Raw genomic sequence first — 19287 nt, 5'->3', positions numbered from 1 at the left:
CGATCTTTTTTGAATGAAGGAGGTCGTGATGGACTGGAACCGCGTTGAGGGAAACTGGAAGCAGGTGAAAGGCAAGGTCAAAGAACAGTGGGGAAAACTCACTGATGATGACCTTGATCGCATCGCTGGCAAACGCGATCAACTCGAAGGTAAGATTCAGGAGCGCTACGGCATCGAACGCGACCGCGCCCGTCGGGATATCGACGACTGGTACAACAGGCAAGGCTGGTAAGACAATTGCCCGCGGCCCCCTTTGCGGCGCTGAGCTGCTGCTGTGCCGGCACGACCGGGCTCCGAGACCTGCAATCAGTCAAGCCGGTCATGGACTAAGTCCTCGCAACCCTTTGACGACGCGATTTCGTTCTGCAGCATCAGGCCAAGGCTCGGGAAGCATCAAGCTCGCCGATGGGGTGGCAATCAAGGCCAACCCTCGTCCCGCCTTGCTTCCCGGAATGCGAGCCCGGCACAAGATGAAGACAAATCCTAGTTCAATCCGTGCTGCCGGTGGTCCGGGCAGCACGATTTAGGCCTAGTCCTTTCCACTCCGCCAAACAAAAAGCCCGCCACCTGCGGCATCCTTCAGTCCAGCGGCAACAAACGGCCGCAGGGTGATCGCGGAGGTGGAAGCCAACGGGTGCGCTAGCTTTTTCACACCACTTTTTGACAGGTCTTGACGGGGAAAATCCTCACACCCATATGGCCGCCGGGCCTGACCGTTGATGGCGCGCCTACATCAAAAACTCAATTGTTCGTTCGACTTGGAGGATCCTATGAACGATCGGATTTTCGACAACCCAATCTTCGTAAAAAGCGGCAGCAACCTAATACAGGAAATTGCTGACCTCGAGGACGCCTTGGAATTCCTCTACGATTGGCCGAAAGAGAGACGGGGCGCTATTTACCAGACCGCTCTTCGCGCCTGCCAGCGAGCATTCGACAGCGGTTATCCGCTTTCGGCCGCCCGCCAAGCATTTTGCGGATTTGCAAAATCAGCCAAGATCCATGAAGAGACCACAAGTGCCATGCCGTGGGTGGTTTCTGGAGGCCAGAGCCAAAGCGGCGGATTGGTCGCTTGAGGTTTGCGAAGGAGGCCGTTCACGATGCTCGCAAAACCTTTTGAAAAACCGGTTCGCGTCTGGGTTGGGTTAGGCTTCCCCCGTCAACTCAACACCGTTGCCGACGCCTATCAATTAGCAGTGGAGTGGTGCGGCAATAGCCCTGAACAGAAAGCGGCTATTCGAGCCTGCAAAGCCGCGTTGGTAGGCGATGTTGACCCTGAAACCGCAAGAGGCGTTTTTGCAGCCTTCGCGCGGAAGAAAGACATCCTGATGGAAGGTGGGATCACGCCCCCGTCCCTCACAAGCTGGACGCCCGATCACGTCTAAGGTCACAAAAGGCGGTTGCCACAGCCGGGCAGCCGCCTTTCCCTCATCTAGTCATTTTCATGAGAACGTTGATGGCAAAGGAAGCCGCAGTTAGACGCTGATTGCCAGGATGCTTTAGCTTCCCGTGTCGACGAACTGATACACCTAGCTTCGTAATTTAATGTACTTGGGTGCCAGGCGGCTCACTTCAGCCTCTTAGGCAATGCCATAATCCTGGAAGGTAACGCCTATTTTGACTCGATCCCTTGCTCAGGCTCTATTCCGATTGTGTCGCCGTCACCGTGGACTGCATCACGATCCCAGTCGTTCGTCTTGTCTTGGGTTTTAACAGTGGCCTTCCGGGTATGCCTATCCTCGTCTTTGCGAAGCTTTTGTCCCGGAATATCGCGCGATGATTTCGGTGCCATCGATTGGTCCCTTTTGCTGTGCCCAACCAAACATGGCCGGCAGATTTAGGTTCCCCCTCTCTCCGTGGGGACGCTACGGGATCCGGCTGCAACCTCCGAAATATCTCTGCTGACCATCAGGGGGTCGCCGCGACACATAAGACTGGAACGTGCCCTCTCCTTCCGCATCAAAACCTTCGGACGCTTTTCCAGTGCCGGCTGAACGCACTCCGTCAGGATAGTGTCCATCGACGGTTCTCGTACAAAGCTTGCATGTCGAAGCCGAGATCGACGCAGCGCACGCCCAGTAGGTCAACCGATGCGCTGATAGTCGGGATGTCGGCAGTCCCTATCCGCTCCTACACAACTATGCGGGGAGGTGCGGCGTATGCCGTTTGTCCTCGGCCGGATCGGCGTCGATGCGGGCCTTGTGTGGGTCGAAAGCCCCGTGCCGAGCAATGGCCAGGGCGGCCGGTTCAGGTGTCTCATAGGCCCACATAAAATTGTCGGCGGATGCACCGGCTGCGTGAACGCGCCAATAGCCGGCCGTACCCCACGCGGACTCCGAGGTGGCGTTGGTTTTCTCGAAAAGCTCGAAATAGATATCCTCGAACGGGATGTAGAAGACCGGATTTCGCCCTTCTTCGTAAAGCACTTTTGCGCGCTCGCTGGACGCAACAATGGCGTCGGAAAATCTGACCGTCACTGTACCATGGAAGGGAACGATGGCAGGCGCCGTCGGAAAATTCCCGGAACTCGCGGGTGAGGTTTGCATTCTAGCACTCCTTGACTGCGTGTTCATGGAAACGTCGCTCCGCCACGGCAGTTCCTGCCAACGGGGCAATTGGCGCAAAACCTTCTACCCCTGCGCGTCGTTCCTAGATGTTAGACCCTTTTTGCTGGATCTGATCGAGTGTGAAGCCTTCCCGATCATGCCCGGCCTCGCAGATGGACTCATAGGTGAAACCTTGAGGGTCCTGCGCCTGCGGGCGAGGTGTAGGCAGCGAGGAATTGGTGAGATGAGTGCGGAGTTGGTCGTGGTTCTCGTCGCAGAAGCGCTTGACTGTGGCGTCTGTGATGGTCCGGTTCATTCTTCCTGCCAGGCCCTTGGCCCACGGATGCCTGGCCTTGGTCGTGCGGTGCACGATGTCGTTTCTGGCGCGATATATCCGGCCGTTCGCGAATTGCCTCCTTGATCAGCGGCATCGGGGTTGGTGAACGGGACGCCATCGTCGGTTGGGACGGTGCGGATTTTGCAGGCCACGGCAGGCTCAGCAGAAAGTCTCTGGATGCGTTTGGGGGAGTCCCCCTCGGCAAGTTGATGAAGGCTGAAGTCCGAAGCGCGGTCGATAACGACGTATATCTGCAGCTGCCCCGCTCGCTCCGACCTCGGCAATGAGGGAGCGCCCATCAAGCCGGACGGTCTTATGACTTTCCTTCGTTTCAACCCACAGTGAGTTGGCGCCTGGGAACAATATCGGCCTTGCTGGGCCATAGAAACAGGCTCTGGTGGAGTGCATCGATGGTCAGGCTCCTTCTCGTCGTGGCTACGGCGCTTGCCCTCACTTGCGGCGGAGCAGCGGCGGCCAAGCTGGACCTCGCCACTGTCAATCAAGCGCAATTCTCAGCCGAAAGATCGAAAGGCTTCAGCCCGGCTATCCTGAAAGCGCAGATACTTTTGGATCGCGCCCGCTTCTCGCCAGGCTTGGTCGAGGGCCGCTTCTCAGAGAACGTCGCAAAGGCCATCAGGGCCTTTCAGACCGCGAACGGATTGCCCTCCGATGGGACGCTCACGCGGGAAACCTGGGACAGGCTGACGGCAACCTCCACCAAACCAGTCTTGATTAGCTACGAACTGACGCGCAAGGATGTGAGCGGACCTTTCACCAAGCGCATTCCGGCGCGCAGGGAGAGGATGGCACGCCTGCAGAGGCTCGGCTATCACAACGTCACGGAGAAGCTGGCCGAGCGCTTCCACATAAGCGAGCATTGCTCAGGAGGCTCAATCCGGGCATCGGCTTCAGGAAGGCCGGCACTAAGTTGCTGGTTCCGGATATTGACCGGGGGGATTCTCCTGCCACGATTGCCGGCATCGAGGTCGACAAGGGCGCACGCCTGGTGCGCGTTCTTGATCCTTCCGGTAAATGGCTCGCGGTCTTTCCCGCTTCCATCGGCAGTGCCGAGAAGCCGGCGCCGAGCGGCGAGGCGGAGGTCAAACGCGTCGTGCGCAATCCCACCTATCACTACGATCCGCGCTTCGCTTTCAAGGGGGTCAAAGCCAAACGGCCATTCACGATTGCGGCCGGACCGAACAATCCCGTGGTCTGGATCGATCTTTCCATCGAGAGCTACGGTATTCACGGCACGCCCGAACCGGGCAAGATCGGCACGACCTTCTCGCATGGCTGCATCAGGTTGACCAACTGGGATGCCGAGGACCTCGCCTCCATGGTGCAAAAAGGTACAAAAGTCAGCTTCAAGGACGAGATGGCGAACGCGGGCGGCGGGTCGCTTCAGTAGCACAAGGATGCTAATCGAACGACGAGCCGTCATATGAGCACGCTAATCAGTTCATATTTGGCTCACCGCTGCGCAATCTCTGGCTCCAAGAGCTGACGCACCTTGCTCGCCATATATGAATCCAGCTGGTAGCCCGCCGCTGACCGAAGAGCCCCGGTATCTTGCTGCCTGGTTGGCCTGTCTCATTCCGCAAGTAAGACGCCGCTGATGCCGTAAGCACGGCGCGTCTGCTCAACAGCCTCGGGCGTGACATCGATCAGCAACGCGATGATATCGCCGTCGGGGTGTTCGAGAACGTCACCGAGCTCGGTCAGCGTCCAGCCGAGGGCGCGCAGCCGTTTTGGCCAGAATGTCTCGCACACCACACTGATCTGTCGAATCCCCAGACGCTGAGCGGTCTCGAGCAGACCGCAAAGAACGAAGCCGGCGATCGGCGACGGGGCGCCTTGCGTGCGAAGCGATGGAACGACGAAGAAACGCGTCCATTCGAAGATTTCCGCCGCTCTCGGGGGCCTGCCGCCGGCGAGAACCGGGAACACTTCGCTCATGAGATGCGGTTCCAGCGTCGGCACGAGACGGGAGCCGCCTACGATCTTGCCGTTGGTATCAAGCGCCAGAACATAAAGCGTATGCTCGTTATCGAAGGCGTCGATCTCGATGTTGATGGGCCGTGCGACGGCGCGCCAACGCCTCTGCTTGACGTAAATCTCATACCGTATCCGAAAGTAGCGCTCCAGAACTTTCCTGTAGTGCTTCCTGTTGTCCCAATTGACCAAATGTATACGAACCATGACGCCTCCAGGCGGAGGGTCGTAGGAAAACGCACTTGGCGTACGTATGACGGTATTCAGGTATTGCTAAATCTGGATTTCCTGCCGTCGCAGCGCCTTTACGATGGCATGCGCGACATTGATCGCATCGAGCTTTCCTCGAATGTTGCGCTGATGGCTTTCAACCGTGTTCCTGGTAACACCGAGGATACAAGCAATGTCATCGGTGGATTTGCCTTGCGCGCTCCACTCCAGGAGTTCGCGCTCGCGCGCCGTCAAGGGCGTGGGCTCATTGCCATCGCCGGGCGTTCCCAGCGCAGAGAGGCTGCGAAAGGTATGCACGCAAAGCGTCTCGATAAGGGGCATGGCGCTTGGCGGAACTTCCATCCGGTCACTCGCCATCGTGACGACGCCTGGCCCGGCCAATGGGACATGAATTGGGATGCAGATGCCTTCTTTCATCCCGAACTCGGCCGCCTCGTCCATGACCAGCTTCGCGCGTGGAACCAGCCTTGCGACCGGCAGCTCGCCCCATCGGAAAGGCTCTGGCGAGTGCCGACACTGGGCGACACAAGGATCGTGCAAAAAATACGCCTCGGTGACGTAGCGATGATGCCATTCAGGAGACCAGCCATCAGCGAGAATTTCACGCTGCCAGTCCGTACCGTGCGGCACAGGCAATCCGGTGATCAGAAAATTGTGCAATCCGTAGCGCTCCATGGTGAAGCGGAACTCCTGAAGGATTGCATCAGCCGACCGCGCAGTGTCGATCTTCGTGATCGCCGCAAAAAGGTCGACAACAGTTTCGTTCTCCATTGGCAGACCTCAACCACAGTCAGGCCCTACCCCGCGGAACAACCTATGGCTGTCTAGACACAATCTTCAATAGGACGCGCATCGAATGTACACTGAAGGAGTCAATCACGTGTCACAACAAAGAGATTAGTGAAAATCCGCTCAGCACTGCTTTATGGAAGGTTGGCTTCAACCGGTCGACTTTGAAGCGGCCGGTTTCGTCACCCGAATAGCTCGCTTATTTGCCGGGCTTGCCGAAACCAACTCTTGTGGCTCGACATTCAACGCCTTGGCTAGAATTTCGACTGTATCCAGCGTGGCGTTGCGCCGCCCGGCCTCGACGCTGCTGATATAGGCGCGCGTGCGGCCCGAAACGAAAGACAACTGCTCCTGAGAGAGTTTTCTTTCTCTCCGAAGCCGCTGCACGTTCAGACCAAAAACGCCGCGAAGTTTCATCAGACAACGGATGCTACGACGCGCACTATGGTGCGACACACTATAGTGCACATTCGGCATTGACAGCCGTGCTGCGGGCTGTTGAAACAACAAGCGAATTCATCGTTTCATGGATAAGGAATAGCCATGGCGAGCCGGCCGTTTCGCGACCTCAAACACGACATGTCCGCGCATATCTCAGGCGAGCAAAAGCAACCTGGTATGCACGCAAATCGTGTCCTGGAGTTCGCTTGCATCCGATGCGGCGCTTCCGCTCCTGCGGACGTCACAATCGACTCCAGGGGATGCGCGCGCTGCCAAGACACCGCGCCGGCAAATCTTCGCCCGGTTTATGCGGTCCCGCACCTCGATCCTTTGGACGGCGCCACCAGCTCGCGCTCGCTGTGGCGTTTTGCGCATATGCTGCCTTGCACAGAAGCGGAGGCCGTAAGCCTTGGTGAGGGTCTGACACCTTTGCTTGCCGCACCGCGCATCGGCGCGTTTCTCGGCGTGCCTAACCTCGCAATCAAGGACGAAGGCCGAAACCCGACCTGGTCGCACAAGGACCGCTTCTCGACGATCGCGGTCAGCGTGGCGCGCGCACGTGGCGCGAAGATCGTCGCGACCGCCTCCTCGGGAAACGCCGGCGCTTCGCTGGCGGCGTACGCCGCCCGAGCCGGGTTGAAATGCGTCGTCACCACTTTCGCGGGATCAGCCGGCGCGATGCTGGCGCAGATCCGCAAGTATGGCGCGACGGTCCTGCCCTTGGTCAGCAAAATGGACCGATGGTCACTGCTCGAACAGGCGGCGGCCCGCTACGACTGGTTCATCGCATCGCCCTATCACGGTCCTGTCGTCGGCAGCCATCCACTCGGCATCGAGGGCTACAAGACGATCGCCTATGAGATCGTCGAGCAATCAGATGGCACGGCGCCAGACTGGTGCGTCCTGCCGGTCTGCTATGGCGATGCGTTGTCCGGCGTGTGGGCCGGCTTTTGCGAGCTGTTCGCGCAAGGCTCGATCACGCGCCTGCCTCGTCTCGTCGCGGCGGAGGTGCATGGGTCGCTGGCGGACGCTCTGGCCAGCGGCGCCGATGCGGTGAGTGAACGCCAGATGCTTTTCGACAGCCTTGCCGTATCGATCGGCACGCCGCGCAGCACCTTTCAGGCGCTGAAGGCGCTGCGCGAATCCGGCGGGCACGCCGTGCCCGTCAGCAATCACGGCCTGATCGCGATGCAGGAGCGCCTTGCGCGGGACGAAGGGATCTTTGCCGAACTGGCGTCGGTCACGCCGCTGATCGCGATATCGAAATTAAGGGACCAAGGTATCATCGCAACCCCAGACCGTGTCGTGGCCGTCGTGACAGCCAGCGGCCTCAAGGACCTCGATCGGTCCGCCGGATCGAACGAACACGATCAGATCTTCCGGACGACGGACGACGCCTGGCGCTGGCTCGACAAGAACGGGCTGGATCTCGTTTCATAGATTTTCCGCGGCGCCAACAGCCGGTGGCACTTCGCCTGCTGCCTGCGTTTTCAGCACATCGCCGAGGCTGCGACGCAACCAAAGAAAGCGCGTCCATTGCGTCTCTGCGGCCGGTGCGATGGTGGTCAGCGTCCTCGGCTCGGACAGCTCCTTGCAGGGCCAGCCAGGCAGGGCGCTGAGCCATTCGTCATTGTAGACAGTCTCGGCATGACGATGGCCTTCGTCAGGCATGATGACCGCCACCTGCGCGTCGGGAAGGGTCGTTGCAACCCATTGCGCCACCAAGGCGGCGGCGCCGCTGGTCGGCCCCATGAAGAGGCCGTGCTCGCGCAGCAGACGGTGCGCAGTCATATATGCGGGATAGGCGCCAACCCAATGGATTTCGTCGACAAGCTCATGCCTGACGTTTTTCGGCAGAACGCTGTTGCCCAAGCCTCGCAGCATGCGCCTGCCCACAGGCTGCCCGAACAAAATGCTGCGATGGGTATCGACGGCAAACACCGTCAGATGGGGAAAGACAGTTCGCAAAAATGACGCGGTGCCGCATAGCGAGCCGCCCGTGCCGACGCAGCCGACCAGGCAGTCAACCTTGCCGATTGCGCGGATCAAGAGTTCGGCCAGCCGCGCATAGGCAAGCCAATTACCCGGACTATCGTATTGGCGAGTCCAGAAGCCATCCGGCTCCTTGGCGAGGATTTCCTGGAGGCGCTCCAGCCGGCCCGGTTGGTTGCCATCGCCGCGGGGATCGTCAAGGGCGATCACCGTCGCGCCGATGCGCTCGAGGCGGGCTCGGTATTTGGCATCGATCAGCGTTGAAGCGGTGACGAGCGTAAGGCGATAGTCACGCGCCGCCGCCAGCAGCGCCACCGCCATTCCAAATGTGCCGGACGTCGTCTCGACAATATGGGAGCCGGTCTTCAATTCGCCATTCGACGCTGCCCGATCCAGAATGTAGCGGGCCGGCATCAGCTTCATCAGCGGGAAAGCAGCGGCCACGAGATTGGGCGCCAACAGCGCAAGGCGCGGGGTCTCGAGGTCCTTGAAATGGTCCACTGCGGGGCTCACCATGGCCAGCCCTCCGCATTGACCAGATGGACCTCGACATCCTTGAAGCCCGCACGTCTTATCTGCTGGGCCACCAGAGCTGCCCGCCGCTTCAGGTTCGGGGTGAAAAGATCGAAAATCAGGCCAAGCAATGAACCGCTATGGGCAACTTGCACCCCGCATGCCCCCGCTCGTTCGGCAATGTCGGCGATCTCGTCGAAGCCCTGTTTGGGCAAGTGCCGCTGACTGATCACCGCACTTGCCGAGGCGGCACGTCCGAGGAGATGGGGATCTTGAAGGCGGACCGCCCGCGCCACCAGCGCCCGAAGCACGCCGAATTCCTGGATTTCGGCACTGTCGTAGCGTGCGGGCGGCAGCTGCAATGTGTCGACCGGAACCCCGCCATTCGCCTTGAACCCGAGCAGAAGCAGCGGCGGCAGGGAGCCTGCAAAATTCTCGATCACCCTGCCCTCGCGCTGCGCGAACAGCACTGCGTGATCATCGAACGCGATCGCGTCGCTCGCGCGCTCGGCAGAAACGGCCAGACGCGCGATGCTCGACGGCCGCAGCTGGACATTGAGGGCTGCGGCGACAGCGCGAATGGCAGCGACAACGTCTGCCGTCGATGAGCCGTAGCCGTGCCCCACGGGAATTGAGCTTTGAAGTGTCAGCGCGCCACCGCCAGTGACGTTCAAGAAATCGAGCGTGAGCCGCGCGGCTGCCGCCGCTTTGATCTTATGGTCGGGAGTGACGACGACCGCATCGCCGTCACTCCTGTCAAAGCGCGCCTCCGATCTCAAGCCGGCGATCGGCAGTGTCACGAGCCCGCGATGAAGACGCCCGTCATCATCCTTGAAGACGCCCTGGATGAGCTCGCCATGATGCGCTATCGCAATCGCCGTACCAACCGGCGACGGCAGCGCTCCACGGCTCATGAGATCGCCGGCCTCAGCCATTTTCATCTTTCCCCAGGCTTTCTCGCCACGCGGGAAGATGGCGCCGACGACTGACGGCCTCTCTCAAGGAATTCCGGTATTGACGGCTTCCTGTTGTACCAGCAGGGGACGAGGCGATGCTGGCCGATCGTCAGGCGGCGGAGCCGAGGTGCCTCAGCGGCCGGCCGACTGACACCGATTGCGCCGCAGCCATGATGCCTTGCGCATCGATCCCGTAATACTGGTAGAGGTCCGCGATCGTACCGGTCTGGCCAAAATGCTCGACGCCGAGCGCGCGCGTGCGATGGCCATGGACCGAACCCAGCCAGGCGAGCGTCGCGGGATGCCCGTCCAGCACCGTCACGATGGCGCATGAGGCGGGCAGACCAGCCAGCAGGCGCTCGACATGGCTGGTGGCGCGGGGATGGCCATACTGGCGCGCCCGCGCCGCGGCAGACCAGCCGGCGTTCAGCCGATCGGCCGAGGTCACGGCCAGAAGCCCGACATCGCGCCGGTCACCCGCCATCAGCCCCAATGCCTGGACAGCTTCCGGCGCGACAGCTCCCGAATAGGCGATCACCACAGCGGCATTCGGCCCGGGTTTGCGCAGCCAGTAGGCGCCATCGACGATGGCGCGCGCCAGCGGATCCTCCATCTGGCGTGCCGGCTGCTCGATCGATCGCGTGGAGAGCCTGAGGTAGACTGAACCTCCGGTCTGGTCGCGCAGCCAGCTGTGGTTGTCGGGCTCGGCCTCGCCGGAGCGCTGGATATAGTCGAATGCCCAACGCAGGATGACTGCCAGCTCGTCGACATAGGCCGGCTCGAACGCCGCCAGGCCGTCTTGCGCCATGCCGATCAGCGGCGTGGCGATCGACTGATGCGCTCCTCCCTCGGGCGCCAGTGTCACGCCTGATGGCGTCGCCGCCAGGATAAAGCGTGCATCCTGATAGCAAGCATAGTTGAGCGCATCGAGACCACGCTCGATGAAGGGGTCGTAGAGCGTTCCTACCGGAAGCAGGCGCTCGCCGTGAAGCGTGTGCGACAGACCCAGCGCCGACAGCATCGTGAAGAGGTTCATCTCCGAGATGCCCAGTTCGAGATGCTGTCCCGACGGCGAAAATGTCCAGTTGAAGGTAGAGGGAATGCGCTCTTCCCGGAAGAGGTCTGCCTGTCCGCCGCGCGCGAACAGGCCCCGCCTGTTCACCCAGGCCCCGAGATTGGTCGAGACCGTGACGTCCGGAGACGTGGTCACGACACGCTTGGAAAAATCGCTGTCTGACTTGGCGATCTCGTGCATCAAGAGACCGAAGCCCTGTTGTGTCGACATGGAGGCCTGTGCGCCCCAGGGGATCTGCGGCACGGGTACGGCTGGAGTTTTATGGCGACGGGTAGCTGCCTGCGCGAAAGGCGACGACGCCAGATAGGACCGGATCGCGGCCTCATCGTATGCAAGGCCCTCGAACAGGTCCCATTCACGCCCCTCGCGCACACCCATGCCTTGCCGCAGCGCGTCGACCTGCGCCGGCGTCATCAATCCGGCGTGATTGTCTTTGTGGCCGGCGAGCGGCAGGCCGAAGCCCTTGATCGTATAGGCGATGAAACAGGTCGGACGATCATGACCGCGCGCTTGCTCGAAGGCATCGATGATGCTTGCCAGATCGTGGCCGCCAAGGTTTGCCATCAAGGCGGCAAGGTCGTCGTCGCTTCGCTTCTCGATCAGGCGGGTCACCGGTCCTTGGTCCCCCAGGTCATCCAGAAGGCGCCGGCGCCACGCGGCGCCGCCCTGGAAGGTCAGCGCCGAATAGAGCTGGTTGGGGCATGCATCGATCCAGGACCGCAGCTTTTCACCGCCCTCCTCCTCAAAGGCCGCCTTTTGCATTGTCCCATGTTTCAGGATCACCACATCCCAGCCGAAGTTGCGAAAGATGGACTCGAAGCGCTGCCACAGGCCTTCGCGCACCACCGCATCCAGGCTCTGCCTGTTGTAGTCGACGACCCACCAGGTGTTGCGCAGGCCGTGTTTCCAGCCTTCGAGAAGGGCCTCGAAGATATTGCCCTCATCCATTTCAGCGTCGCCGAGAAGGGCGACCATCCGGCCGTCGGGCTTGTCCGCGTTCCAGCCTTTTGCCCTGACATAATCCTGGACGAGGGACGAGAAGAGGGTCTGCGCCACCCCCAGTCCAACCGACCCGGTCGAGAAATCGACATCGTCGATATCCTTGGTTCGGGATGGGTAGGACTGCGCGCCGCGATAGCCGCGAAAATTTTGCAGCTGCTCGAGCGTCTGCTTGCCGAACAGATACTGGATGGCGTGAAAAACCGGGCTGGCATGCGGCTTGACGGCCACCCGGTCTTCAGGCCTGAGGATTTGGAAATAGAGCGCCGTCAGCAAGGTCGAGGCGGACGCCGACGACGCCTGATGGCCGCCGATCTTGAGGCCATCATCGGACCCGCGAACATGATTGGCATGATGGATCATCCAGACAGCCAACCAAAGCACCTTGCGCTCAAGCTCGGAAAGGATCGTCATCGTCGGCTCCCGTAAAATCGTTCTTGAGGATAGCTAGATCGGTCGTCGAAATGTGGCTATTCTTGCTCGATGCATTCAGCAAGATTGGCTGATCTAGCTAACTGTGATCGTCAAATGAGGGAAATGTGCCAAATCCGACGCTTGATGCCATCGACCTCAAAATCATTGCCGCGCTGCAGAAGAACGCAAAAGCGACGACAAACGATCTCGCTGAAGCCGTCGGTCTTTCGCCTTCGCCTTGCGCCCGGCGCGTGAGGCTCCTGGAGCGCGCCGGCGTCATCAAGGGCTACACCGTGGTCCTCGACCAGAAGAAGCTCGGCCTGCCGATCAGCGCTTTCGCATCGATCAAGCTTGAGCGGCAACGCGAGGACGATCTCGACCGCTTCTCGCAAGCCGTGCTGCGCTGGCCGGAGGTCGTCGACTGCTATCTGATGACCGGCCAGCGCGACTACCTGATGCGCATCGTGGTGCGTGACCTCGAAGCCTATGAGCGGTTCATCAAGGACAAGCTGACGCGGCTGGACAACATCGCGTCGATCGAAAGCAGCTTCGCCCTGGGCCAGGTCAAGCGGTCGGAAGCCCTGCCTGCCTAACCGACCGGTAGGGCTTTAACGGCGGTAACAGGGGTTAGATTCCCCGTGGGCGTACCACCTTCATCTAATTTCCCTTTTCGTTCAATGCCTTGCGGCGATGAATGTCCAACCGTGCAACCCGGTTGGACAAACCTTGTTCGCTTTTTGCTCGCCACCTTCTCCATACCGGTGTCGCCGAGCAGCTTGCGGTTGAGTTTCTTGACATCGGTTCTGGCCTCATCCGGCGTGCGGTGCCCGAGGTAAGCCATGATCTCCAATTCGGTCGCGCCGGCATTTGCGAGGCGTGTGGCGCCGGCCTTACGCAGGCCATGAGAGGCGCAGTGCGGCAGGCCGGCCGCGATACACTGGTCGTGAAACCAGTTGCCGAAGGTCGTCGGTTTATAGGGGCGGTCGCCGGTGTGGGTCAGGAATAGCATACGATCGGCCGGCAGCAGCCGGAGCACGTCGAACAACTCGTCGAGGATTGGAAGATCCACCTCGCCGCCTGTCTTCCTCCGACGATAGCTTATGCGGCCTTCGCGAAAGTTCTGTCGTCCAAGCGCGGCCACGTCCTGGCGTGCGGTGCCGGTGTTAGGATAAGGCGAAGCGCTACCACAGGCTTGCTATCTAAGCCATGGTGCTGCTCGAATTGCGCAATCTCGTCTTCCGTCTACGTATGCCTTGTAGCGCTCGGCGCCGATCGTCGGGTCATCGAGGCAAAGACCCTTGCGGACGCCGAACCGAGCCAGGCGGCGCAGCAGCTTCAGCAGCCGGTTAGCCGCAGCCGGCGAATCGGCCTTCTTGGCGATGATTGCCTCGACGTGCTCGGGCCTCAGCGTCGAGAGCCGGCGGGTGCCGTATTCACGGCTGAAACGGTCGAACTCGTTGCCGAGGTTCTTCTGAGAGATCGCGGCAAGCTTCTTCCACTTCGGCGTGCGCTTGTAGTGCTCGATCGCTAGCCGAATGTACCGTGGTCGTGGTGTCGGCCTGAGGTTTCTGCAGGATCTCCCTTCGCGGCCAACATATAGGCCGCGCGGAACTCCTCAGAGCCATACTCGCCGGGAATGTACGCGCTGGCCTTGCCCTTCATACGGAAGCGCCAGCGGGCTTTGCCGTGGCGGTCGTAGACGCACGTGACGCCGGGGAACGGGTTTTGCGCGCGTCGCTTCATTTGAGCACGTCATCCCATTCGTTGTCGTCTTCTGACTTGTCGGTCGCCGCGCCCTTCTTTGCCGGCAGGATAATGATCGAGCCCGATGGGTCGATCTTTACCGGGCCTATCTCCAAGCCGGCCGCAACCATCGCCTTAATAGCGCGGGAAAGGTCGGCCTGTTTGAAAGAGGCGGCGCGAGCGACCATCGACTAAGCCTCGAAGGAAGTGGCAGGGGTGGAAGTCATTTCGTTGCCTCGACCAGAACGGGGCTGTCTGCCCGCCCGGCTAGAACTTCGCCGAGGTGCTGTAGATCGACGGCGACAATCGCGCCGCGACGCTCGTAGGGAATATAGCGGACCGCAGCCACGAGGTCGTCGACGAATGACAACTCGCCGTCAGCCCACTTCACCAACCAGGATTCGGTACCCGTCGGACGAACGACGAGGGCTGCAAGCGGCTCGCCTAAATGACGCTCAAAGAGCGCCTTGAGCTCGTCCGGACTCTCGGTTTGCAGATTTAAGTTGGTGTCGGGTTTTACGAACGCGATTGCGCCCTCGCGGTTGAGCGCGAACCATTCGATACGGAGTGCCGCCGATGATGCAATTTGCGAGCTGCGCGTCGGGCCAACGCCCTGCTCCTGCATAACGCGCATGAAGAGAAGCCGAGCCAAACTGCGCGCATAATAGTAGGTCCAGCCTTCGGCACTTTCCAGGAAACCGTGCCTGCGCCAATCGCGCTGCATTGCGGTAGGGACGCGGTAATCCGCTCGGCGTCCCCCGCGGTAAAGCGGACATATTTGCGCCAAAAGTTGCCGGGTTGTCGGTCATCTCTGCCCCTGGCGGTTGAAAGCCCGCGCCTCGTGGCGGAGAGCGCGGGCCGATCACAAAGGTCCTCAGACCACGATCTTCAGCAGGCACACCGCCCTGCCGCCAGCACCAAACTTTTAGGGGCAACTAATGTTCCGTCAATCACTACCTACGGTCGCGTCAATCAACCATGCCGGCGTCGTGGTGCACGATTGCGTCCAAAATCGCTTCATAGACGCTGCCAGCGTCTTCCTCGATCTCGGTGCTGCTTAAGCCTTTGGCCTTGGCGTCAGCGAAAAGCTTCTCAGTTAAATCGGCAACGGAGATGACGTCCGCGCCAGCCGTTTTAGGGACGTGCTTTGAAATCCACTTGTCAAGGAAGTCGGCGCCGCGCGTGCTCATTACCCAAACCAATTGAACGTGAGGGTCACCATCGCCACCGCGACCAGGATCGAGATTGGCACCGCGGCTAACAGCGCTGCTTCTAAAACTCGTGTTTCTTTGTCTCTGAACATTAGGCGCGCCTCATGCAAGCTTCATCGAAAGCTAACAAGCCTTCAGCCCCCGATTGGTTCCCATGCCGCCGAGAACAAACAGGGGATTCACTTCGAATCCGGTTCGATCTGGAATCTGCTCATGGACACGATCTTCGATCCCATCGGCACTGCTCGCATTGGCGCCAACATCCTTGAGCCCGGCAGAAAGCTCGAAGAGCGTGTGCTGCGCCTTCGCATTGTCTTGAATGATGGTGTTGATCCCGGTGTCAGCCTGAATTGACTTCTCCAGGTCGGCGGCCTTTTTCGCTGCGTCTTCAAGCGATCTGGCGAAGGCGTGGGCCTCATCACTAAGCTTGGGATCGAGGGCTAAAACGTATTCGTGACAACGGCGGCCAGACTTCGCTCGACCAAGCAACGCTCTACTTTGACAATATCAGAAACCAGCATTCAGAGTTCTACCAAGCCATCGATTTCCAGCAGTGGTTCCGCATTCTGCAAACCTCAGAACTGGCGAAAATAGAGGGAGGTTCGGTCTCTATCACCGATCTCGGTCGGGAATTTCTGACCTTCGTCGATCAGGACAAAGGTGGGGTCGCTCGCAATTTTTAGAAAATGGTCCCGCTCTACATTGCCGCTGTCGCCGCTCTGATGCTCGCCAGCGCAGTTTGGCGCTATCGGCAGCGGGATATGCTCGGCATGGCGCTTCGCTCCTGGTGGCCGGCCTAGGCGTCTTCAGCCTCTTACTCTAGCCCGCACCTTGTCGCCAATCTCGTTGGCTAGTGCGAGCGCTTGTACGAATTCTGCTTCCGATGAAACCCATCGGCTCCTCCATTCGTTTTGGGCACCGGTTTCGCCGAGTGGAAGAGACGAAGTGCCATGCCCTTGTCCGATGAACTGCGCGATGTAGCGATCGAGTTTCACTGTCCGGTCTGTTCATATCCGACGGTGAGAAAGGGATCCTGGCTAAAAACGGTCGGCAGCTTCAAATGCGAAAGCTGCGAGACGAAGGTGAGGATTGGCTACGAAGACAAGCTGGCGATTTTCGAGCGCCACTTGAGAAATCGATAAACCGCTCGTTCGTTCGGATGTTTCTCTCAGGTTGATCCCTGCGTTGAAGTGCTCGAAGCGGCGGAGAGGGGTTCGTCCGTGTGGTTGATGGCGACGAAGAACTAACCCGATCATTCGAACTGGAATCGTTCGCCCTTGCGTATGCCGAGGGCCAGCGAAGACGTCTCGGGCTTGCCGATTTCGATCGGCTGTAGCCAACCGTTGGGGAATGGCCGGTGCGGGTGGGGGCATTGGGGCGCGACGGACACCGCACCGGCCATTGCGGTAGGGGCTCGGGTTCCTCCCCGCCTAATTGATTTATCTCTACACAAGCCAGCTCGCAATTAAGCCTGTTGGCCTACGCCGCAGGAGGCTGCACCGGTCCCGTAGTGTTCCACTGGATGAACTCAACTTCCTTACCAGTGACATCTCGCACGGCTTTCAACAGCACCTCATGCAGGGTGCGCGTAGCCCGGTAGTGATCGCATGTAGGCGATAAAGCGGCTTCACGATGCTCTTGTGGAGCGCTTCCGCCGCCACCAGGAAGCGCTCGATTTCAGCCTGCGATAACTGTTTGAAGGTTTTGACATGGCCATCTGGCGACTCCGTTTTGAGGGGTTCGCCGCAACTGGTAGAATTGTATTCCTAGGACCGATTTGATGGCAAGGTTCTATTCCGGCAGGCCGGGCTGGTAATGCACAATCGCATCGAGGATCGTTCGATAGAGGCTGTCCACCTCTTCATCGATCTCGCCCCGTTTGATGCCGAGCGCCTTGGCGTCGGCAATCAGTTTGTGCGTGAGTTCGTCAACGGAGATGACGTCTGCCTTCGTGGTCTCAGGTATGTTGTTGGCGATCCATTGATCCAGGAAGTTGATCCCGCGCGTACTCATACTGCGATAAGCTCAGCTTGGCTGTTAGGTTCCGGTGGTCAGCGCAGCCCCTGCATTATGAATTCGTAGATCGTGCCAATTTCTTCATCGATCTCTTGGCCGGGAATACCTTGGGCTTCGGCCGCCCGTTTCGCATCCACAGCCATTTCAATGACCAACAGCACGTGGTCAGTGATCGGATCGTCGGATAAATGGTCCGATATCCAATGGTAGAGAAAAACGTTGCCTCGCTTGCTCATTCTTCACGAAAATCCTGCAGCGAGGCGTGGCGGAGGTCTTCCTCGCCCCGTAGGTGCTTCACACGGCCAATCAGGCCCGGCTTGACCCATTGCGTCCCCGGCCGCTTCATCCCCTTCGGAGGCGACCCTGCGTGCTCTTGGACACGTTTCCACAGCCGCTCACGGATGGCGCGGCTGGAGTTGATGAAAGCCGAGCCGACATAGCGGCCGGTCTTGCGATCGGCCATCAGGGCGAAAGCCGGCTTGCCCGCCTCACGCTCGACCCCGAGCAGTTCATATTCGTCGACGGTGTATGCCTTGATCTTGAGCCAGGCCGTCGAGTTGCCGCTTCGATACTTACTGTCTTTGCGCTTCGAGACCATGCCTTCAAGCCCGGCCTTATCGACCAGTTCGAAGATCGCCTTGGCATCGCCGGGCAGCGCGTCGCTGAATTGGATACGAAGGCCAGGCGGAATTATCGCGTAGAGCCCAGCCCTGCGGTCTTTGAGCGCCATATCGCGAAGATCGAATCCGTTGAGGTGCAACAGATCGAATGCCACGAAATAGAGGTCGTGCTGCCGGTGGGTTATGGCCTTGCGGAGTTCGCCGAAGTCGGACAGGCCGGCTTCGTTCAGAACGATGATCTCGCCGTCGATGATGGCACTTTCGGCGCCGAGGCTCTTCGCCTCCTGCACCAAGTCGGAATATTTGGCTGTCCAGTCGTGACCATTGCGCGTGTAGATGCGCGTCCCGTCCTCATCGATGATCAACTGCGATCGGTAGCCGTCGAACTTGACCTCGTGAATCCAGGCGTCGCCCTCGGGAGGCTTCTCAACAAGGGTCGGCATTAGGGGGGCTACGAACTTCAAACGCATGCACAGGACTCGCAAACCGCGATTCAATTAGCATGCGCTTAATTAGTTCCGGAAGATTTTAACAGTTAATTGACCGCGCAGTCCTAATTTGGAACAGCGCGGTCAAACCCATGCCCGACTGCGCAGGCGGCTCCGACAACCCAGCACCCCTGCCGCACCGTCGGGGCCGCCACCTACTTCAAGATAATACCAGCAATGGTTGAATCAACCGTTACCCAACGTGCTTTCCAGTGCGTTTCCCAGCCGAGAGACTTTGTTGGAGCAAGGGGATTCACAGATTCCGGGTTTCGATCTCTGCCCATGGACACGATCTTCGATGACCTATCAAAAGCCCTCAGAGCGCCCGTGTAGACGCCTGGAGCCCTGTCCGCGCCTTCGCCCTAGACATCGCCGCCAAGCTGCTCATGGGTCTTGCAATCGGCCTTGGCGTAGGCATCGGAATGACGTTGGCCGGCTGAGCCAATTTCAGCTTTGGCTGGCGCTTGGGCACTCAGTCTCTTGCGACAGTGCTAAGATGCGATAGGATATGCTAAGAGCGGTTTTCATGGCCCGCTTTTAGCCGGTGCAGTTGCACGGGTTGGGGGCAAACAACTGCGCCGGCCCCGTCTGGGTCCTTACAACTATCCCAATTGCCGGGTAGCTGCCCGCCGCAAAACCAATGCTGGTTGGCAGCTTACGTTCTCGTCCACATGCGCTACAGGCGCGTGAGTTTATCCAGCCCTAGACGCATCGGCTGGCCTTCCGCATAGGCCAGGGCGTAGGATTCCAGTTCGAACGTCAGGGTCTTGTTTTGATTGCCATCGACGACGCGAACGCGCCATTCGCCGCAGGCTTCGACCACTTCAACGCAAGGTTAGCGACGGCGGCCCTGGCGTCGAACGACGGTATCCTCAATGAACTGCATCGCGTGGCGCAAGCCAGATACTCGCCTCGCACGGCCAG

Annotated in this window: 24 protein-coding genes and 2 pseudogenes; 7 read left to right on the top strand and 19 right to left on the bottom strand. The window is 59.8% G+C overall.

From position 1 onward, the window contains the following. Positions 1-28: 28 nt before the first annotated feature. The 3 genes from MAFF_RS37185 to MAFF_RS37180 all read left to right on the top strand — a co-directional run bounded on the left by MAFF_RS37185 (position 29) and on the right by MAFF_RS37180 (position 1385). The gene (locus MAFF_RS37185) at positions 29-232 is read left to right on the top strand and encodes a CsbD family protein (RefSeq protein WP_080511760.1); all 204 of its coding nucleotides are present in this window, start codon (positions 29-31) and stop codon (positions 230-232) included. A gap of 538 nt (positions 233-770) precedes the next feature. Then, a complete protein-coding gene (locus MAFF_RS00205; protein ID WP_044547336.1) occupies positions 771-1076 on the top strand; it encodes a DUF982 domain-containing protein in 306 nt (101 codons plus the stop codon). 24 nt (positions 1077-1100) lie between these two features. After that, positions 1101-1385, top strand: a complete 285-nt coding sequence (locus MAFF_RS37180; RefSeq protein ID WP_080511740.1) for a DUF982 domain-containing protein — start codon at positions 1101-1103, stop codon at positions 1383-1385. Positions 1386-2138: 753 nt separating this feature from the next. Here MAFF_RS37180 and MAFF_RS00200 read toward each other — a convergent pair. Both MAFF_RS00200 and MAFF_RS00195 read right to left on the bottom strand, forming a co-directional pair. Continuing rightward, positions 2139-2573 (bottom strand): DUF427 domain-containing protein, encoded by a 435-nt coding sequence (locus tag MAFF_RS00200; RefSeq protein ID WP_010916222.1) that lies wholly within the window; start codon positions 2571-2573, stop codon positions 2139-2141. A gap of 76 nt (positions 2574-2649) precedes the next feature. Then, the gene (locus tag MAFF_RS00195) at positions 2650-2862 is read right to left on the bottom strand and encodes a hypothetical protein (protein ID WP_044547229.1); all 213 of its coding nucleotides are present in this window, start codon (positions 2860-2862) and stop codon (positions 2650-2652) included. A 431-nt stretch (positions 2863-3293) separates the two neighbouring features. Between MAFF_RS00195 and MAFF_RS41260 the strand changes: the two are divergent. Continuing rightward, a pseudogene (locus MAFF_RS41260) lies at positions 3294-3527 on the top strand (hypothetical protein); the annotation flags it as partial. A gap of 233 nt (positions 3528-3760) precedes the next feature. Then, a complete protein-coding gene (locus MAFF_RS41255; protein ID WP_010916224.1) occupies positions 3761-4291 on the top strand; it encodes a L,D-transpeptidase in 531 nt (176 codons plus the stop codon). Positions 4292-4473: 182 nt separating this feature from the next. On the opposite strand, the gene MAFF_RS00180 is transcribed toward MAFF_RS41255, so the two are convergent. From MAFF_RS00180 to MAFF_RS37175, 3 genes are all read right to left on the bottom strand, one after another. Next, a complete protein-coding gene (locus MAFF_RS00180) occupies positions 4474-5067 on the bottom strand; it encodes an acyl-homoserine-lactone synthase (protein WP_244420567.1) in 594 nt (197 codons plus the stop codon). Positions 5068-5148: 81 nt separating this feature from the next. Beyond that, positions 5149-5877 (bottom strand): LuxR family transcriptional regulator, encoded by a 729-nt coding sequence (locus MAFF_RS00175; protein WP_010916226.1) that lies wholly within the window; start codon positions 5875-5877, stop codon positions 5149-5151. Positions 5878-6045: 168 nt separating this feature from the next. After that, a complete protein-coding gene (locus MAFF_RS37175) occupies positions 6046-6312 on the bottom strand; it encodes a helix-turn-helix domain-containing protein (protein ID WP_080511739.1) in 267 nt (88 codons plus the stop codon). Between the two features lie 201 nt (positions 6313-6513). On the opposite strand from MAFF_RS37175, the gene MAFF_RS00170 reads away from it, so the two are divergent. Further along, positions 6514-7776 carry a threonine synthase gene (locus MAFF_RS00170; RefSeq protein WP_010916228.1) on the top strand — a complete coding sequence of 421 codons (1263 nt, stop codon included), beginning with the start codon at positions 6514-6516 and terminating at the stop codon, positions 7774-7776. Here the strand turns inward: MAFF_RS00170 and MAFF_RS00165 are convergent. From MAFF_RS00165 to MAFF_RS00155, 3 genes are all read right to left on the bottom strand, one after another. Next, positions 7771-8844, bottom strand: coding sequence for a PLP-dependent cysteine synthase family protein (locus MAFF_RS00165; RefSeq protein WP_010916229.1), 1074 nt, complete (start codon positions 8842-8844; stop codon positions 7771-7773). The two genes, MAFF_RS00170 and MAFF_RS00165, sit on opposite strands and share 6 nt — an antisense overlap. Beyond that, complete coding sequence (locus MAFF_RS00160; RefSeq protein WP_244420565.1) at positions 8838-9776, bottom strand: kinase; 939 nt, start codon at positions 9774-9776, stop codon at positions 8838-8840. The genes MAFF_RS00165 and MAFF_RS00160 overlap by 7 nt, the downstream gene beginning before the upstream one ends. A 130-nt stretch (positions 9777-9906) precedes the next feature. Beyond that, positions 9907-12285, bottom strand: a complete 2379-nt coding sequence (locus MAFF_RS00155) for a pyruvate dehydrogenase (acetyl-transferring), homodimeric type (protein WP_010916231.1) — start codon at positions 12283-12285, stop codon at positions 9907-9909. 125 nt (positions 12286-12410) lie between these two features. On the opposite strand from MAFF_RS00155, the gene MAFF_RS00150 reads away from it, so the two are divergent. Next, the gene (locus tag MAFF_RS00150) at positions 12411-12878 is read left to right on the top strand and encodes an Lrp/AsnC family transcriptional regulator (RefSeq protein WP_010916232.1); all 468 of its coding nucleotides are present in this window, start codon (positions 12411-12413) and stop codon (positions 12876-12878) included. Here the strand turns inward: MAFF_RS00150 and MAFF_RS00145 are convergent. The 11 genes and pseudogenes from MAFF_RS00145 to MAFF_RS39870 form a co-directional block, all read right to left on the bottom strand. Then, complete coding sequence (locus MAFF_RS00145; protein WP_044547224.1) at positions 12875-13354, bottom strand: tyrosine-type recombinase/integrase; 480 nt, start codon at positions 13352-13354, stop codon at positions 12875-12877. The genes MAFF_RS00150 and MAFF_RS00145 overlap by 4 nt on opposite strands. 458 nt (positions 13355-13812) lie before the next feature. Next, complete coding sequence (locus MAFF_RS00140) at positions 13813-14028, bottom strand: hypothetical protein (protein WP_010916234.1); 216 nt, start codon at positions 14026-14028, stop codon at positions 13813-13815. After that, positions 14025-14216, bottom strand: coding sequence for a hypothetical protein (locus MAFF_RS00135; protein ID WP_010916235.1), 192 nt, complete (start codon positions 14214-14216; stop codon positions 14025-14027). The genes MAFF_RS00140 and MAFF_RS00135 overlap by 4 nt, the downstream gene beginning before the upstream one ends. 35 nt (positions 14217-14251) lie before the next feature. After that, positions 14252-14752 carry a hypothetical protein gene (locus tag MAFF_RS00130; RefSeq protein ID WP_010916236.1) on the bottom strand — a complete coding sequence of 167 codons (501 nt, stop codon included), beginning with the start codon at positions 14750-14752 and terminating at the stop codon, positions 14252-14254. Positions 14753-14996: 244 nt separating this feature from the next. Beyond that, on the bottom strand, positions 14997-15218 hold the full coding sequence (locus tag MAFF_RS00125; RefSeq protein ID WP_010916237.1) for a DUF768 domain-containing protein: 222 nt from the start codon (positions 15216-15218) through the stop codon (positions 14997-14999). Positions 15219-15362: 144 nt separating this feature from the next. Beyond that, a complete protein-coding gene (locus MAFF_RS38865; protein WP_044547223.1) occupies positions 15363-15728 on the bottom strand; it encodes a hypothetical protein in 366 nt (121 codons plus the stop codon). Between the two features lie 990 nt (positions 15729-16718). Then, positions 16719-16956: pseudogene (locus MAFF_RS41250) on the bottom strand (hypothetical protein). Positions 16957-17030: 74 nt separating this feature from the next. Continuing rightward, positions 17031-17252, bottom strand: a complete 222-nt coding sequence (locus tag MAFF_RS00110) for a DUF768 domain-containing protein (RefSeq protein ID WP_010916239.1) — start codon at positions 17250-17252, stop codon at positions 17031-17033. A gap of 38 nt (positions 17253-17290) precedes the next feature. Next, positions 17291-17491 carry a DUF768 domain-containing protein gene (locus MAFF_RS00105; protein WP_010916240.1) on the bottom strand — a complete coding sequence of 67 codons (201 nt, stop codon included), beginning with the start codon at positions 17489-17491 and terminating at the stop codon, positions 17291-17293. Continuing rightward, positions 17488-18345, bottom strand: a complete 858-nt coding sequence (locus MAFF_RS00100; protein WP_010916241.1) for an RNA ligase family protein — start codon at positions 18343-18345, stop codon at positions 17488-17490. The genes MAFF_RS00105 and MAFF_RS00100 overlap by 4 nt, the downstream gene beginning before the upstream one ends. A 694-nt stretch (positions 18346-19039) precedes the next feature. Beyond that, entirely contained in the window at positions 19040-19186 is a 147-nt protein-coding gene (locus MAFF_RS39870) for a hypothetical protein (protein WP_010916242.1), read from the bottom strand. Positions 19187-19287: the final 101 nt, after the last annotated feature.

Source organism: Mesorhizobium japonicum MAFF 303099 (assembly GCF_000009625.1).
Classification (GTDB): Bacteria; Pseudomonadota; Alphaproteobacteria; order Rhizobiales; family Rhizobiaceae; genus Mesorhizobium; species Mesorhizobium japonicum.
The sequence above is the reverse complement of the archived record's forward strand: the minus strand, read 5'-3'. Positions and strand labels throughout refer to the sequence as shown.